Below are 13,906 nucleotides of genomic sequence, written 5' to 3'. Positions count from 1 at the left end.
AGCGTCACCATGCTTTGGCCAGTTACTAAGCATTTTTCGTACAGTTCCCGGCTCTTCGGCCCCCGGATGGCCTCGGAAGCTTGAGGTGTGCGCCACAACCCAGACTCTGTCTCTTCGATGCGGCGCTCCAACTGCTGAAGCTGGTATAATAAACGTCCGCGCTTCGTAACCTTCGTTTTCCAAGTCATCGATGACGAGATCGAGGGCCAGTTTGACAAAGCCATTAACGTTTTCAATAAGTACCCAAGGGGGTCGAATCTCTTGGATGATTCGGTACATTTCAGGCCAGAGGTGGCGGTCATCGTTGATTCCTTGTTGTTTCCCGGCGACTGAGAAGGGTTGACAAGGTACCCCACCGCAAACAAGTCCAATTGTTCGATCGCCATTTATCACACCGTCCCTTTCTAGTTTTTCTTTCGTGACTGATCGGACATCGTCGTAAATCGGTACGCCAGGGAAGTTTTTGCGTAACACCTTCTGACAGAATGGCTCAATCTCGCAAAACGCTGCTGTCTCCATTCCCGCCCAATGTGCCGCGAGTGAGAATCCGCCAATCCCACTGAATAGATCAAGCACCCTCATGATGCATCACCCTTCAATAACTTTTTGAACTGTTCTTCTTGTTCGAGAAGGTACTTTTGATACAATCGCGGATTCAGCGATTCAAGCAGATGTTCCAGCAGATATTCTCTGTCTGAATCTGATCAACCACATCAGCTAATTTCTGAATCATCTCCATTTCCTTCTCACTCAGGAAAGATAGTGATTTCTTCGTCTTTTTCTTTTGCTCAGGTGGCTTCGTCTCTGGAAATAGCTCTAGCTGTTCTCCGATTTTTGGATCGATCATGCTCTCATCCTCCTACTATCGTCTTCCGACCAATCAAAAAGCGACATCTGCAAATCAAAGTTCATTATTAACAATTCTTCTGTTTTCATGCTTAGCTCCGTTTTTTGTATCACTTGCCGGGTTGACTGAAAAGATTCAAAGCGCCAACCGGCATATAATTTCTTTATAGTAGGATGTGGATAGTAAGACACTATCGCCATTCCCCGAATACTATTTAAAAGATCCGCTAAATCTTGATGGTCCTTTTGAGAAAATCCACCGGCATAATACTGCTCCCGCCCGAGGTAAGGCGGATCCACATAAAACAATGTATCCGGCGAATCATATTTTTTTATGATGTTTCTGAAGTCATCATTTTCGATCTGCACATACCGCATTCTGTGAGCGAATTCTTGGATCAACTTGCATGCATTTTGATAAGATCTTGCTGGATTCTGATGCGGCCGCGAGTTATGCTTCCAACCGGTGCGATACGTTTTTGGACCGTTTCCTTTTTGAATCCCGCACCTATTCAAATAGAAAAACCTAACTGCTCGCTCAAATCGGTCCTTCGGGGGAGGTAAATCTCTCCACTCTTCATAGATCTGCCTACTGTACGGCAATGTTGAACAGGCACTGGCCAATTTCTCAGGATCTTCACGACAAACAAGAAGGAAATTCACCAACTCTCCATCTATGTCATTGTAAATTTCATTGGATGCCGGCGGTTTCTGCACCATAACATGAGCAGCGCCTCCAAAAGGTTCAACGTATACTTTGTGATCCGGCATTCTATCAATGATTTGGTGGGCTACCTTTCCCTTCCCACCAAACCAAATGAGAGGGGATCGTGTTTTCATGCTCGCCGCCTCCCCATTCGCTCTAATTGCTCCCGTAGCTTTTCCTGCAGCTGCTGTCTCCTCTGCTCGTGTTCCCGTGCCCTGTCCAGTAGCTCCTGAACCTTTTTCTTTGCCTCGTCATCGAGCTTGTGCCAGTTGCGGTCGATGAAATTCATGCTCGCTATCTCCTTTCCGTCTCATGATTCGCCACCCGGCCAAGAAAGCGCCGCGTTGAATTCCTCGATGCCCTCGCCGATCTCAATGTAATCCAATCCAGGGAACGCGCTGAGAACCTCTTCCAACCTTGGAATGTAGCCGGATTCCATGTATCGACGTTTCAGAAATTCGTACACTGCCCAACGGTTCATTCTTCCAGTCTCCTTTCCAACGGGAGGAATTTGTTATAGTCTTTCATGAATAAAAGCTCGATCGTCCCGGTTGGACCATTGCGCTGCTTCCCAATGATCAATTCAGCGATGTTTTTACGGTCCGAATCCTCGTTGTAGTACTCATCCCGGTAGAGGAACATCACCAAATCAGCGTCTTGCTCAATCGATCCAGATTCCCTCAGGTCGGACAACATCGGGCGCTTATCCTGCCGTTGCTCGACCGCCCGCGAGAGCTGGCAGAGGCAGATGACCGGAACATTCAATTCTTTGGCCATCAGCTTGAGAAGGCGGCTGTTTTTCGATACTTCCTCTACGCGGTTGCTGTACTCGCCTTTGATCCCTTCAATCAAGCCAAGATAATCAATGATGATACAATCCAATCCGTGTTCTCGCTGGATCTTCCGGGCCTTAGCCTTGATTTCCGGGACCGTTATCCCCGCTTGTTCGTCCAGCCAAAGATTTTTGTTAATTGTCATGGACAGTTCTGATATGGTCTCCGTGTAACGATAAAATTCATCCTCATTCAATTTTCCAGATCGAAGTTTTAAAAGGTTAATGTGACCACAGCTTGCAATCATCCGATAAGCCATTTGCTTTCTGCTCATTTCGAGATTGAAAAAGGCGACTTTCTTTTTCTGTTCAATCGCCATTTTCGTGGCCACATTCAGCGCGAATGCACTTTTTCCCATTGATGGCCGTGCAGCCAGGATAATCAAGTCTTGGCGTTGGAACCCGGAGGTTGCTCGGTCCAGATCCGTAAAACCGCTTGGAATCCCCGTAATTCCTTTTCCGCTCTCATAGTTGTCTAGTAACTCTTCATTCACTTCCGCAAGTACATCGTCAAACGGTTTAAGCGTATCGTTTTGGATCGTCTTTGTCGTAATGTTTGTCATACGTAACTCAGCTTGGTTTAGCGCTTCCCGGATGTCTTCTTTTGCTCGTAGCGACTGGATCGAGAGGAGCTGGCGACCAAGCCTGCCGGCTTCCCTTAGAGAAGTGAGTGCTTCCAGCCGGTCCGCATAAAACTTAATGATATGCGCCGTAGGCAATGCTTTGGAAATCAGTTCGTTTAATATCGTTAGGTTCATACCTTGTTTGTCAGCGAATAGAGTCAACGAATCCAGGTTGACCAATTCCTCGTTTTCGTTCCAAAGCCGCAGGATTTCACCAAACAATTTGCGAATTGTTGTATTGGTGAAATTTTCAGGCGCTAAACCCACCAGTTCGGCAATGCAAGACGGTTCAGTGATCATCGTACCAACGATGGTTTTTTCAAGCTCGATGTCATATGCTAATTGCAAGTCATCCATCTGTACCATCTCCTTAATCAAAGTCGATGACTAACTTCTTATAAGAGCTTGCGTTAGGTCTGGCGGACAGCGCAGGCTCTTTTTGTGGCATTTGGATTATCTTTCTGCTCATCTGGCCTTGCAGAGTGTCAAATTGATCACGCAACTTTCTGGGAGAAAGGATATTTGCTTGCCAAAACGGATGAGCCGTTGCCCAGTCAATCACTTTTTTGATGTCCTGTTTGGAACGGTTATCAAGCTCATGAATTTTCCTAAATTCATCTGCCCAGGACTGTTCATCGCCTTTAAATTTGACATCGGGTTTCCATTCTCGGATTTTTTGCCTGAAATATTGAGTCATTTTCATATAAGGGCTATCAGCGTCGTAAATGCGCTTTGCGTGTTTGCGACGATTATTATTTATTTCTTTTTTTCTTTTACTTCTTAGTTTTGTTTCGCTATCCGTCGCGCTATCTGTTGCGCTATCCGTTGCGCTAACATCTTGAAGTTGTTGTGAAACTCCTTGGTATTTCTCGAATCCGACCACTTCAAATAGTGTTGCGGTAATTGTTGCGTTATCTGTTGCGCTATCCGTTGCGCTAAAGGCTTTAATGAAACCAGCTTTTTCAAGCCTTGTTACTGCCCTTTTGATGGTTGCAATATCATATTGCTTGTAACCACGCCCCACTTTATACTCAAGATCCTTCGCCAGCTTCCGGTACGATCTCAACCACTGACCCTTTTTCACATGGACACCATCGATGGTGACACCATTTTCCTGATAAACCGCATTGCCGAGAATCAACGTATACAGACGAAAATCCAACTCATTTTTGAATATTTCATGTTGGAAAATGTCCTTATACATTCTGAAAAATCCTCCCACATCTATTCCTCCAGTCTGGAGACCCCGTATCGGCCCCCCTTTCGGTCAACTCATATACTGTAACGCACCATCGATTTTTCTGAGGAAGGCGGCCAGCGAACGCCGGAGCCGCCCGTTATTCTTGTTTCGTTGCCGTTATAAAACAGATTTTGCATTGACTTGCCCAATTTCCGTGTGTGCAGACTTTGTGATTCTCGAGCTCAGGGCGCTTGAAATAGTTGGTTTCCTCGGCGATCTGCAATACTCTTAAGAAACCATTTTGCGTTTTTGCGTCCATCATGATCCGCTCCTTTGTTTTTTTTGAGCCGGGGCCGTTTCAGCCCCGGTTTGTTTCACTGCCAGCGTTTCCGCGCGATCTCTAGGCATTTTTGGCAGCTAACTTTGACCCGCTTACTCTTGTCAGCATCGATGTCGCTCACATTCAAACGTTCATGCGCCGCCGGGTTGGTGATCCGTGCTTTACAGAGGAACTCGCCCCGCTTACGTTTGAACCGTCCTTCGTTGATATCTTCCAGCAGGAGAACATGTTGAGCGCGGTTCTTCTGACTGAGGTACCGACTAGCCGATGGGATACGTTCAGCTACTCGCCACCGAACCGGGATTCTCAGGGCCTTATTGAAGGCCAGAGCCGCCGCCCGGATCGCTTCCACCGGGCGGAGTGCGTTCAGGTTGAGGGCCATTAGAATTCACCACCATTGCTATGGCTCAAGATCTTCTCTAGCTCCTTGTCATCAATTGATACATCTGGATCGATAATTTCACCAGTTTCGGGATCGACATCAATCACTGTTTTGTTTTGAACCAAATGAGCCTTAGCAACCTCTTTCAGCTCTTCTGATGAATGGTTTTTGAAGTACTTATACATCTTCCTTAACTCATCCAAGGTCATGTCATTGGCACTTTCTTTTCCGGTTTCAGCCTTCATGATCGTTTTGGTTTCTTCTTTGGTCAGCTTTTTCTCATTAGCTGCCGCATACATAGCCTTGATTCCACGTTGTCTACGTTGTTCTGGAGTTTCTTGTTTTTGTTGAGGCTGATTTGCTTGATAATACTCCCGTTCATTGATCTCCTCTGCGCTAACTTCACCGAAGCCTACCAGATCGAGAATAGCGCGGTTTTTTGCTCGGGTGATTGCGTGAGCGCGAATGTTATGGATCGTTTGGTGCTGTTGAATTTTTTCATCCATAGAACAGCTCCCATCCGCTTCTTGATATGCTCCCGTCCCTAGATGAATGGCTCTCGCTTTCGCTAACCAAGCGATCATCTTGCCGTTTTTGTCGTACAGGGGTTCATCCTGGGTAATCTCACAGCTTAGATTGAAAAAGCGTTGCACTTTGCGAACGAATGATTTCTTTGGGTGGTTCCGTACTTCACCAGTTTTTTTGTTTTTAAATGGCTGGAAATCTTCTTCTGTACCAAGACGGGTTTTTAACTCTTGATACAAACGGAATTGCTCTAAAGCTTGCTCAATCGTTCCTGCTGGTGTAATCATTCCAGTTGTTGCAGGTTTTTGTTTTTGGTCAACCAAGCTTAAGTGGTTAGCGCTCATTCGCAATCGCTCCCTTGATGTGGTATAATCCTGTCAAAGTGATTTTCAAAGCGACTTTTTCGTAAAGCTCACCACAGTTGCCGCTGAGGTGGGCTTTTTCCGTTTTTGATGCCGGCCTAGCCAGTAGCCGTAAGCAATCAGGATCATGATGTACTTTTGGGCCCGGTCCAGCTTCCGCCATTCCCCGACTCGGATCCGCATCTTCTCACCTCCTTTCAACTAATTTTGATACAAAACGTATCATCAATTTGCTCAAAAAGATCCGGGAAAAGCTCACGATGACTCAAACCAAAAAATTTCTCAAATTTAAACATCAAATTTCTACCCGGATCAGAAACTCCATTTTCGATCTTTTTAACCCAAACTTCTGATATTCCAAGTCTTTTAGCCAACTCTTTTTGGGTAAGCTTCCGCTTTTTTCGTTCTTCCTTCAAACGTTTCCGCACGTTTCCACCTCCTTTGAGATACAATTTGTATCCCTCACACTTTTTATTATACAGATACATTTTGTATCCGTCAATAATTATTTTGATAATTTTTGTATCATAAATAAGAAACGATGATAAAAAATTTCACTTGATACAAAACTTATCATATAATTGGTTTAGATAAGCACCCTAAAAAAATCAATCTAAGGGGGCATAAGTTAACAATGCTCGGTAATCGACTAAAAAAACTTAGAGGAAAAAGAACTCAATCAGATGTAGCTAAGGCTTTAGGAATTACCCGCTCTCGGTATTCTCATTATGAAAACGGTAGGAACGAACCAGACACGGAAATGTTACAAAAACTAGCGGATTATTATAATGTCACTGTTGATTACTTGCTCGGCAATGAAGAAACTAAAAATAAAAATGAACCAATCGACCTTATGAAAATCCTTCAAGATCGCGATAATGACGAACTGCCGCATATTGATGGAGTTCCGATCGATGAAGAAACAGCCAAGATCCTTTATTACCAGCTGAAAGCATTCAAAGAGAAGCTCCTGGAGGAAATGAAAGAAAAAAAAAGAGAGATTAGCGCTTAGGAGGTGGTGCAATGTCTGAGAAGCTGGATCTCATCTTAGAGAAGTTGAACTCACTGGATCAAAGAATGGACTCGCTAGATAAAAAAGTGGACTCCATAGATAAAAAAATAGACTCACTGGATCAACGAGTTAAAACCCTTGAATCTAATACAAACACTATACAGGAAATGGTTGCATCAATAGCCGAAGATGCAACCGAAATCAAGGAAAAGCAGAACCGTCAACAAGTAGCAATGGAGAAACTGGCGCTTCGATCGATTGAGCATGAGGCTAAACTTGAGCGAATCAAATAGTATATTTCTTGGTTGCAATCGCACTCATTAGCTTTTTTATATCCTTCGTTTTGGCAATCCCCATGATCCGCGCAACTTCGTACATCTCGCGTAACAGCAACATCCGATAAGAAACATAATCGCCCGCCGCTTTTGGCATTGGCATTGTTTCTCGGATTGTCATTGGTTGCATGAGCTGATCACCTCGGGGATTTTTTATTTTAAAAAGGGAACGTATGTTTTTATTATACCAAAAAGGTCACATCGCTCTGGCATTTATTACGGATCTCGTTCTAGTTGAATAAACTGGATTGAATGCGGTATTGACAAATACCGGATAATTTAGGTAGTATAATTTTTAAATTAATGATACTCATCAGATGACCATAAGAGGTAAATGGGTGAATGCAAAAATGAAAACGATTCTTCAATTTAAGATACGTAAAACGTATGAAGAAGTTGCTGACTATATAAAAGAACAAATCATGAATGGAGTTTACAAACCTGGGGATCGATTGCCTTCTTTTCGCGAATTTAGCGAACTTTTGGGAGTCGGTCAATCAACCATACGGGAGGCAATCAGTTCTCTTAAAACGATGGGGCTTGTTACTATTCGTCATGGCGAAGGCACATTTGTCACCCGATTTAATCCGGAAGATGTACTATCAGGATTTGAGATGATTCATCCGGTTACGGAACAAGACGTTATGTCACTCTTAGAGGCTCGCAAAATCATTGAGACAGGAATCGTTCAATTAGCTTCCGAAAGACGGTCTGATGAAGATTTAAAACGCATAGAAGAGGCACTTAACGAAATGGAAGATACCGTAGCAAAAGGAGATTTGGGAGACAAAGCCGACTTAAAATTTCATTATGAAATCGCCAGAGCTTGCCATAATCCGGTTCTGGAATTCATGATGCAATCCATTTCAGAAACGATGGGAAAGACATTAAAGGCAAGCCGCGAAAAAATGTTTCAAACCAAAGGATATCCGGAACAACTCCTGGCTGAACACAAGGATATTTTCAAGGCGATCGCTAACAAAAATTCAAAAAAAGCGGAAGAAGCCATGCTATACCATTTGCTTGGCGTAGAAAAAGAACTGCTTGATTAAGAGCATGAACAAACATTGTTTTTTTACACTAGTCATCAGATGACATTATCATATTAATACTTTCTGAGGCTATTTCATTCACAAATAACATAAAAACAAGGGTGTCGAAAACCAGGCCCTAAGAGGTGGATTTCATAATGAAAGTAGCATTGTTTGTTACTTGTTTGGTAGATATGTTCCGAACGAACGTGGGAAAGGCAACTGTAGAATTGCTAGAACACTTGGGCTGTGAAGTGGAATTTCCGGAATCGCAGGTGTGTTGCGGACAGCCAGCCTATAACAGTGGTTATGTAGAAGAAGCAAAAAAAGCGGCCAAAAACATGATTCGTGCATTTGAAAAAACAGAGTATGTTGTGACTCCTTCCGGGTCTTGTGCAACGATGTTTTTAGAATACGCACATATTTTTAAAGATGATCCGGAATGGAAGGATCGTGCAAAAGAGTTAGCAGAAAAAACATATGAACTCACGCAATTCATAGTGGAAGTTCTGAAGATAACGGATGTAGGTGCAAAATTAGAAGGAAAAGCAACGTATCATACCTCTTGTCATATGAAGCGTTTATTAGGAGTGAAGGACGCACCGTTCACTCTCCTTTCTCATGTGGAAGGATTACAAGTCGAACCGTTGCCAAATGCTCAAAATTGCTGCGGTTTCGGGGGAACCTTCTCGGTGAAAATGAGCCCGATTTCCAAACAAATGGTGGATGAAAAAGTAAACAGTGTGATGGAAACGGGAGCCGATTACTTAATTGGAGCAGATTGCGGATGTCTTATGAACATTGGGGGACGTATGGAGCGTTTGGGGAAAAAGGTCAAAGTCATGCATATTGCTGAAGTTCTAAACAGCCGCTAAGGGGAGATAAACAATGGCGATGAAAATAAATGACAAGAAGTTTAATGACCGGGTGAATCAAGGGATTCATGATTCCGTGATGCGTAGAGCTGTATCCTCCGCTCAAGAACGATTGTATACCCGGCGTTTATCGGCTGCCGAAGAACTTGGAAATTGGGAACAGTGGCGGGATCTCGGAGAGCAAATTCGCCAGCATACATTAGAAAATCTCGATTATTATTTGATGCAACTTAGTGAAAATGTTTCCCGGCGCGGCGGTCACGTGTTTTTTGCCAAAACAAAAGAAGAGGCCGTTCAATATATTAAGGAAGTGGTAGAACGGAAGCAAGCCAAGAAAATTGTCAAATCCAAATCCATGGTGACCGAAGAAATTAACATGAACCAAACGTTGGAAAGCCTCGGCTGCGAAGTGATAGAGAGCGATCTTGGGGAATATATTCTGCAAATCGATGATCATGAGCCACCGTCCCACATCGTAGCGCCTGCACTCCATAAAAATAAATCGCAAATTCGCGATATATTCAAAGAGAAACTCGGTTATGAACAATCCGATGATCCATATGAAATGACAAAATTTGTTCGTGGTATTTTGCGTGAAAAATTCATGGAAGCCGAGATAGGGGTAACAGGATGTAATTTTGCCGTTGCAAATACCGGCTCGATTTGTCTAGTAACCAATGAGGGAAATGCCGATCTTGTGATGTCAATCCCGAAAACACAAATTGCGGTCATGGGAATGGAACGCATTGTCCCTACAATGGAGGAATTAGATGTGCTTGTTAGTTTGCTGTGCCGAAGCGCAGTTGGCCAAAAGCTGACAAGCTATATTACCGTTGCAGGTCCAATTGTGGAAGGGGAAGGAGACGGACCTGAGGAGTTTCATCTTGTAGTTGTAGACAATGGACGTTCTGAAATCCTAGGGTCGCAGTTCCGTCAAGTGTTGCAATGTATCCGATGTGCCGCCTGTATTAATGTTTGTCCAGTTTATCGCCACATAGGTGGTCATTCTTATGGTTCAATCTATCCAGGTCCGATTGGTGCCGTCTTAACACCTCTATTAGACGGCTATGACGACTTTAAAGATCTGCCCTATGCATCTAGTCTGTGTGCGGCGTGTACAGATGCTTGTCCGGTGAAAATCCCACTGCATGAGTTATTAATAAAACATCGTCAAGTGATTGTAGAGAAGGAAGGGCGTGCGCCGCTTGTAGAGAAATTGGCAATGAAGATGTTCGAAATGGGAGCTTCTTCAGCTGCGTTGTATAGGCTTGGTTCAAAACTTGCTCCGACTGCGACGAGTCCATTTACTTCCGGGGAACGATTCTCCAAAGGGATTGGACCTTTAAAAAATTGGATGGAGATTCGTGAATTTCCAGCTCCGAGTAAAGAGCGTTTTCGTGATTGGTTTAAAAAACATAAGAAAAAGGGGTAAACGTATGAAAGGAACCATTCATAATCGTGACTCATTTTTAAATCATATTGCCAACCAGCTTGGCCGAGAACGTAGAATAACCGGTGTAACTCGTCCCAAGTGGAAACAGAACGTTCATTGGGAGGTTATGAAGGATTACTCAGAAGAGCAGTTGCTCGAAGTATTCAAGGAACAGTGTCATAACATAAATACAACAGTGATCGAAACGTCCAAAGAGCGATTGTCTGAAGTATTAAAGAAACTTGTTTCAGAGAACGGTGGCGGACCCGTTATGACGTCCCAAGATCCGCGCTTTGATGAGTACGGCTTAACCCACTTATTGAAGCAAGAATGGCCGAGTGAACATGTCATTATCTATCAATGGGATGCAAAGAAGAAAGAAGAAAATCTTAAATTGGCAGAAAAAGCGAATTTCAGTATTGTATTTAGTGACTATGCATTAGCTGAATCAGGTACCATTGTCGTAAAAACTAGAAAGGGACAAGGACGTGCCCTTCATTTCTTGCCTGCTAATTATGTAGCAATTATACCGCGCCATACGCTAATGCCTCGTATTACGCAAGCCGTTCATGATATGAATATTTTAGTAGAAAGTGGAGAATCCCCTCCTTCCTGCATCCACTTTATTTCAGGTCCAAGCAACTCTGCCGACATTGAGATGAATCTTGTTGTCGGGGTACATGGCCCGTTAAAAGCATACTATTTGGTGGTATAAAGGGGTGTTGGGTGGGTAAGGCAGGCAAATATCCAACCAGATTAACGTATATTGATTGTAGGGGGTGACATAGGAATCCTCCTAATAGAGGCCGGATTAAAACCTAATCCGGAAGACATTAAAGAATTACAGAAGTAACTCGTTGCGCTAGATTAAAATTTGCTCTTTCCAGCAGTGACCATCACCATTGGAAGAAATAGCCCAATAAACAAGCAAAGTATGTGCAAGTAGAGTTCCTTCCAAAATTAAATTGTCAAACCCAAACTGCGTTTTTGCACTCATCAAGAAATAATCTTAAATTATTCGTTTTATCAATCCCCATGATCCCTGCTTGATAGGAGACATGGCCCCCGTGTCTGGGGGCTTATGTTTGTTAGTTGCACAGCTGATCACCTCTGGGATTTTAATTATACCACAAAATACGAATATATGTTCCTATATAATCGAAAGCAACAACCACCGATCAGGCAACTCAAAACGGCTAACTAATTTACTCCTAGGCAAAAAAATAAAGCCCAAAAAGGGCACAACATGAAGGGCCAAGGATTGACGATGAATTCAACGCAATCGGTGACATTTCCTTTCCGTGAAAAGACTAGGGTGAAAAGGTTTCCCTGGTCTTTTTTATGTGGCTTTACGTATTAAACTACGGTCAAGTATGTACAAACTATAAAATTCTGAAGGGTTCATTACGTTAAGTTTCTTTTTAATCTCAGGGGTATGATAATCTTTATCCCCTGTCACAAAGACATGAACATTATGATAAATCGCTGTAGACAAAATCATTAAGTCGTTTTCATCTCGTATTGGCGGGATATCTAATAAGCTTATCTCCTCCTCGGTTGGGTGAGAAAGGACATCAAAAGGTAGAAAAAAAGACAGGCGCTCCCAAATCAATTGCAAATGAGGACTTTTTTGAAATCGATTTGTCAATACTTTTCTTACCTCGTCCAAAATGAAGGGGCATATTAACAAATGATCTCCCCTCTGAATCACTTCTTTAATTAGCTTGCCAGGAGCGCCTTTCGTTCCCATAACAGCGGAAATAATAACGTTCGAATCAATCATAATGCGTAATGTTTCATCTGTTGGCATTCCGTCTCTCCTCTCGAAGTTTTCTTAGGTCTTCGAGCAATTGTTCCTCAGTGATCCCTTCTTGCTCTGCTGCCAGCTGTATTAAGTTTTGTAAACGGTCAAATGTATCAAGATTTGCTTTTCTTAATACAATCTCACCACGTTCATTTTTTCCAAAGGCAAGCCGATCACCTGTTTCCAGCCCCAACTCTTTTCTAATATTTTTTGGGATAGTAACTTGCCCCTTTGAAGTCAATCGGGCAAACTCCATAATTGCCATTCTGATCACCTTCCGTTTTCCTTACTTGTAAGAATTCCTTACCCTTATTATATCCTATTTAAACAATAAAATGCAGGCTGATCCACAAGTTATTGATCCTGTCTTTTTAAATTTCATTTCCTTCACTCTGGAAAGGGCTTATCTTTTTGCACTAAAGACCAGGGTGCAATACCCTGGTCTTTTATATAGCTTTTTTCTCATTTGTAGCGGCCATTTCATCTTTTGCCCCAATTGTTTGCACAGATTTCCCGGGGATCACCGTCAGTTTTTCAATCCCAAGCGCTTGCAGGATTCGATTGGCTTTTTCTATGCTGATACCTTGATAATCAAATCGTTCATCTTTGCTAATTTGAGGTTGAGAAACCCCCAATCGCTTTGCCAATTCGCTCTGAGAAATGCCTTTCCAGATTCGCAACTTGACCAAGTGAGATCCGAGCTGATGTAGCGGAACTGTATCTTTTTCAAACTGACCGGCAACGACCTTTTCATATTCCCTTAGCTGAGCCTTAAACTCATCATAAAAAGCCCCGCAAGCGTATTCTGCTAAGCGAATGAAATTCTCATCTGCCCCCTGTTCCTGAAGTTCTTTCCTAACTTTTGCTCGCTCTTTTTCTATTTCCTCCACTTGCTTTTTTATCTTCAAATATTCTTGCTCTGACTTGATTTTCAAGACGATCACCCTTTCAAAAGGAGTTTGACAATTCCTTTCTCAATACCGTTTTCATCATAGCGAAACAATTGATCGAACTTGATTCGTCCACCGTCCTGATTTTGAAAAGCATAAACCCCGTAGCAGTTCGGGTACACCTCGCATCTAAATTGATGCCACATCTCCGACTTCATCTCTCCATCCGCATTTGGACGTTTCTCCCACCAATTCCATACTGGTACAGTTGACAAGGAATTAAGTTCGTGTGCCAAGATATAAACCTGTTCTAAGGCTTGATATCTGTTTTCTACTTTTAAGTCCAGCTCAAAATAGGCATCGATATCACCTGGCTTTTCCTTGATAGAACAAAAGGATCCATCTAAAAACACTTCATCAAATCCGAGCTGCCAAAGTGGTTGTAATAAGACCTCTAAATTAAGAACAAGATATCTCCTCCAAGGCTCATTCCAAACGGAAACTGATTCGTCGCCTTTAACCAAGATGGATTCCTTCAGCTCATCTATTGTCATTTCATGTATTCCTGGAGGTAAATACCCGTACTCATTAAATCGCAGCAAAAGCGCTCCTCCTCCAATATACCCCAAATATCAGATAGGTATAACTTCTAGGTTATACATTTGATCACCTTGTGAAACATGATAAAAAGACCAAGGGTACATCCCTTGGTGAGATTGATGACAAACCCC

The 13,906-nt window shown here is 42.9% G+C and carries 22 protein-coding genes; 6 read left to right on the top strand and 16 right to left on the bottom strand.

The genetic code is table 11. The features are described 5' to 3' along the window. From JG50_RS0101775 to JG50_RS0101740, 11 genes are all read right to left on the bottom strand, one after another. The coding region (locus JG50_RS0101775) for a DNA cytosine methyltransferase (RefSeq protein WP_033099401.1) at window positions 1-582 on the bottom strand (582 nt) is incomplete at its 3' end. A gap of 73 nt (window positions 583-655) precedes the next feature. Next, the gene (locus JG50_RS0101770) at window positions 656-847 is read right to left on the bottom strand and encodes a hypothetical protein (protein WP_033099400.1); all 192 of its coding nucleotides are present in this window, start codon (window positions 845-847) and stop codon (window positions 656-658) included. Then, on the bottom strand, window positions 844-1,686 hold the full coding sequence (locus JG50_RS0101765) for a DNA adenine methylase (protein WP_052153902.1): 843 nt from the start codon (window positions 1,684-1,686) through the stop codon (window positions 844-846). The genes JG50_RS0101770 and JG50_RS0101765 overlap by 4 nt, the downstream gene beginning before the upstream one ends. Then, window positions 1,683-1,841 carry a hypothetical protein gene (locus tag JG50_RS19890; RefSeq protein ID WP_160173782.1) on the bottom strand — a complete coding sequence of 53 codons (159 nt, stop codon included), beginning with the start codon at window positions 1,839-1,841 and terminating at the stop codon, window positions 1,683-1,685. The genes JG50_RS0101765 and JG50_RS19890 overlap by 4 nt, the downstream gene beginning before the upstream one ends. 21 nt (window positions 1,842-1,862) lie before the next feature. Next, the gene (locus JG50_RS19885) at window positions 1,863-2,033 is read right to left on the bottom strand and encodes a hypothetical protein (protein WP_160173781.1); all 171 of its coding nucleotides are present in this window, start codon (window positions 2,031-2,033) and stop codon (window positions 1,863-1,865) included. After that, window positions 2,030-3,364: a replicative DNA helicase gene (gene dnaB, locus JG50_RS0101760; protein WP_033099399.1), complete on the bottom strand. Its 1,335-nt coding sequence runs from the start codon at window positions 3,362-3,364 to the stop codon at window positions 2,030-2,032. The genes JG50_RS19885 and dnaB overlap by 4 nt, the downstream gene beginning before the upstream one ends. 13 nt (window positions 3,365-3,377) lie before the next feature. After that, the gene (locus JG50_RS18560; protein ID WP_052153901.1) at window positions 3,378-4,211 is read right to left on the bottom strand and encodes a hypothetical protein; all 834 of its coding nucleotides are present in this window, start codon (window positions 4,209-4,211) and stop codon (window positions 3,378-3,380) included. Between the two features lie 350 nt (window positions 4,212-4,561). Next, entirely contained in the window at window positions 4,562-4,909 is a 348-nt protein-coding gene (locus JG50_RS0101750; protein WP_033099398.1) for a hypothetical protein, read from the bottom strand. Then, complete coding sequence (locus tag JG50_RS0101745; RefSeq protein WP_033099397.1) at window positions 4,909-5,778, bottom strand: hypothetical protein; 870 nt, start codon at window positions 5,776-5,778, stop codon at window positions 4,909-4,911. Before JG50_RS0101745 ends, JG50_RS0101750 begins: the two co-directional genes overlap by 1 nt. A 45-nt stretch (window positions 5,779-5,823) precedes the next feature. Continuing rightward, window positions 5,824-5,979, bottom strand: a complete 156-nt coding sequence (locus JG50_RS19880) for a hypothetical protein (protein WP_160173780.1) — start codon at window positions 5,977-5,979, stop codon at window positions 5,824-5,826. 14 nt (window positions 5,980-5,993) lie between these two features. Then, window positions 5,994-6,224, bottom strand: coding sequence for a helix-turn-helix transcriptional regulator (locus tag JG50_RS0101740; RefSeq protein WP_033099396.1), 231 nt, complete (start codon window positions 6,222-6,224; stop codon window positions 5,994-5,996). Window positions 6,225-6,430: 206 nt separating this feature from the next. Between JG50_RS0101740 and JG50_RS0101735 the strand changes: the two genes are divergently transcribed. Beyond that, entirely contained in the window at window positions 6,431-6,808 is a 378-nt protein-coding gene (locus tag JG50_RS0101735) for a helix-turn-helix domain-containing protein (RefSeq protein ID WP_033099395.1), read from the top strand. Window positions 6,809-6,819: 11 nt separating this feature from the next. Further along, the gene (locus JG50_RS18555; RefSeq protein WP_052153900.1) at window positions 6,820-7,101 is read left to right on the top strand and encodes a hypothetical protein; all 282 of its coding nucleotides are present in this window, start codon (window positions 6,820-6,822) and stop codon (window positions 7,099-7,101) included. Here the strand turns inward: JG50_RS18555 and JG50_RS0101725 are convergent. Next, window positions 7,094-7,273 carry a hypothetical protein gene (locus JG50_RS0101725; RefSeq protein WP_033099394.1) on the bottom strand — a complete coding sequence of 60 codons (180 nt, stop codon included), beginning with the start codon at window positions 7,271-7,273 and terminating at the stop codon, window positions 7,094-7,096. The genes JG50_RS18555 and JG50_RS0101725 overlap by 8 nt on opposite strands. Window positions 7,274-7,481: 208 nt before the next feature. On the opposite strand from JG50_RS0101725, the gene JG50_RS0101720 reads away from it, so the two are divergent. The 4 genes from JG50_RS0101720 (at window position 7,482) to JG50_RS0101705 (ending at window position 11,196) form a co-directional block, all read left to right on the top strand. After that, a complete protein-coding gene (locus JG50_RS0101720) occupies window positions 7,482-8,195 on the top strand; it encodes a FadR/GntR family transcriptional regulator (protein WP_160173779.1) in 714 nt (237 codons plus the stop codon). A gap of 137 nt (window positions 8,196-8,332) precedes the next feature. Then, window positions 8,333-9,049, top strand: a complete 717-nt coding sequence (locus JG50_RS0101715) for a (Fe-S)-binding protein (protein WP_033099393.1) — start codon at window positions 8,333-8,335, stop codon at window positions 9,047-9,049. Between the two features lie 13 nt (window positions 9,050-9,062). After that, on the top strand, window positions 9,063-10,481 hold the full coding sequence (locus JG50_RS0101710; RefSeq protein ID WP_033099392.1) for a LutB/LldF family L-lactate oxidation iron-sulfur protein: 1,419 nt from the start codon (window positions 9,063-9,065) through the stop codon (window positions 10,479-10,481). 4 nt (window positions 10,482-10,485) lie between these two features. After that, window positions 10,486-11,196, top strand: coding sequence for a LutC/YkgG family protein (locus tag JG50_RS0101705; protein ID WP_033099391.1), 711 nt, complete (start codon window positions 10,486-10,488; stop codon window positions 11,194-11,196). Window positions 11,197-11,820: 624 nt separating this feature from the next. On the opposite strand, the gene JG50_RS0101700 is transcribed toward JG50_RS0101705, so the two are convergent. The 4 genes from JG50_RS0101700 to JG50_RS0101685 all read right to left on the bottom strand — a co-directional run bounded on the left by JG50_RS0101700 (window position 11,821) and on the right by JG50_RS0101685 (window position 13,777). Beyond that, complete coding sequence (locus tag JG50_RS0101700) at window positions 11,821-12,291, bottom strand: putative toxin-antitoxin system toxin component, PIN family (RefSeq protein WP_033099390.1); 471 nt, start codon at window positions 12,289-12,291, stop codon at window positions 11,821-11,823. Further along, the gene (locus tag JG50_RS0101695) at window positions 12,278-12,550 is read right to left on the bottom strand and encodes an AbrB/MazE/SpoVT family DNA-binding domain-containing protein (protein WP_052153899.1); all 273 of its coding nucleotides are present in this window, start codon (window positions 12,548-12,550) and stop codon (window positions 12,278-12,280) included. The genes JG50_RS0101700 and JG50_RS0101695 overlap by 14 nt, the downstream gene beginning before the upstream one ends. A 181-nt stretch (window positions 12,551-12,731) precedes the next feature. Then, window positions 12,732-13,220 carry a helix-turn-helix domain-containing protein gene (locus JG50_RS0101690; protein ID WP_033099389.1) on the bottom strand — a complete coding sequence of 163 codons (489 nt, stop codon included), beginning with the start codon at window positions 13,218-13,220 and terminating at the stop codon, window positions 12,732-12,734. A 5-nt stretch (window positions 13,221-13,225) separates the two neighbouring features. Continuing rightward, a complete protein-coding gene (locus tag JG50_RS0101685; RefSeq protein WP_033099388.1) occupies window positions 13,226-13,777 on the bottom strand; it encodes a DUF6932 family protein in 552 nt (183 codons plus the stop codon). Between the last annotated feature and the right edge of the window lie 129 nt (window positions 13,778-13,906).

The sequence above is a fragment of the Thermoactinomyces daqus genome (assembly GCF_000763315.1).
Lineage (GTDB): Bacteria > Bacillota > Bacilli > Thermoactinomycetales > Thermoactinomycetaceae > Thermoactinomyces_A > Thermoactinomyces_A daqus.
The sequence above is the reverse complement of the archived record's forward strand: the minus strand, read 5'-3'. Positions and strand labels throughout refer to the sequence as shown.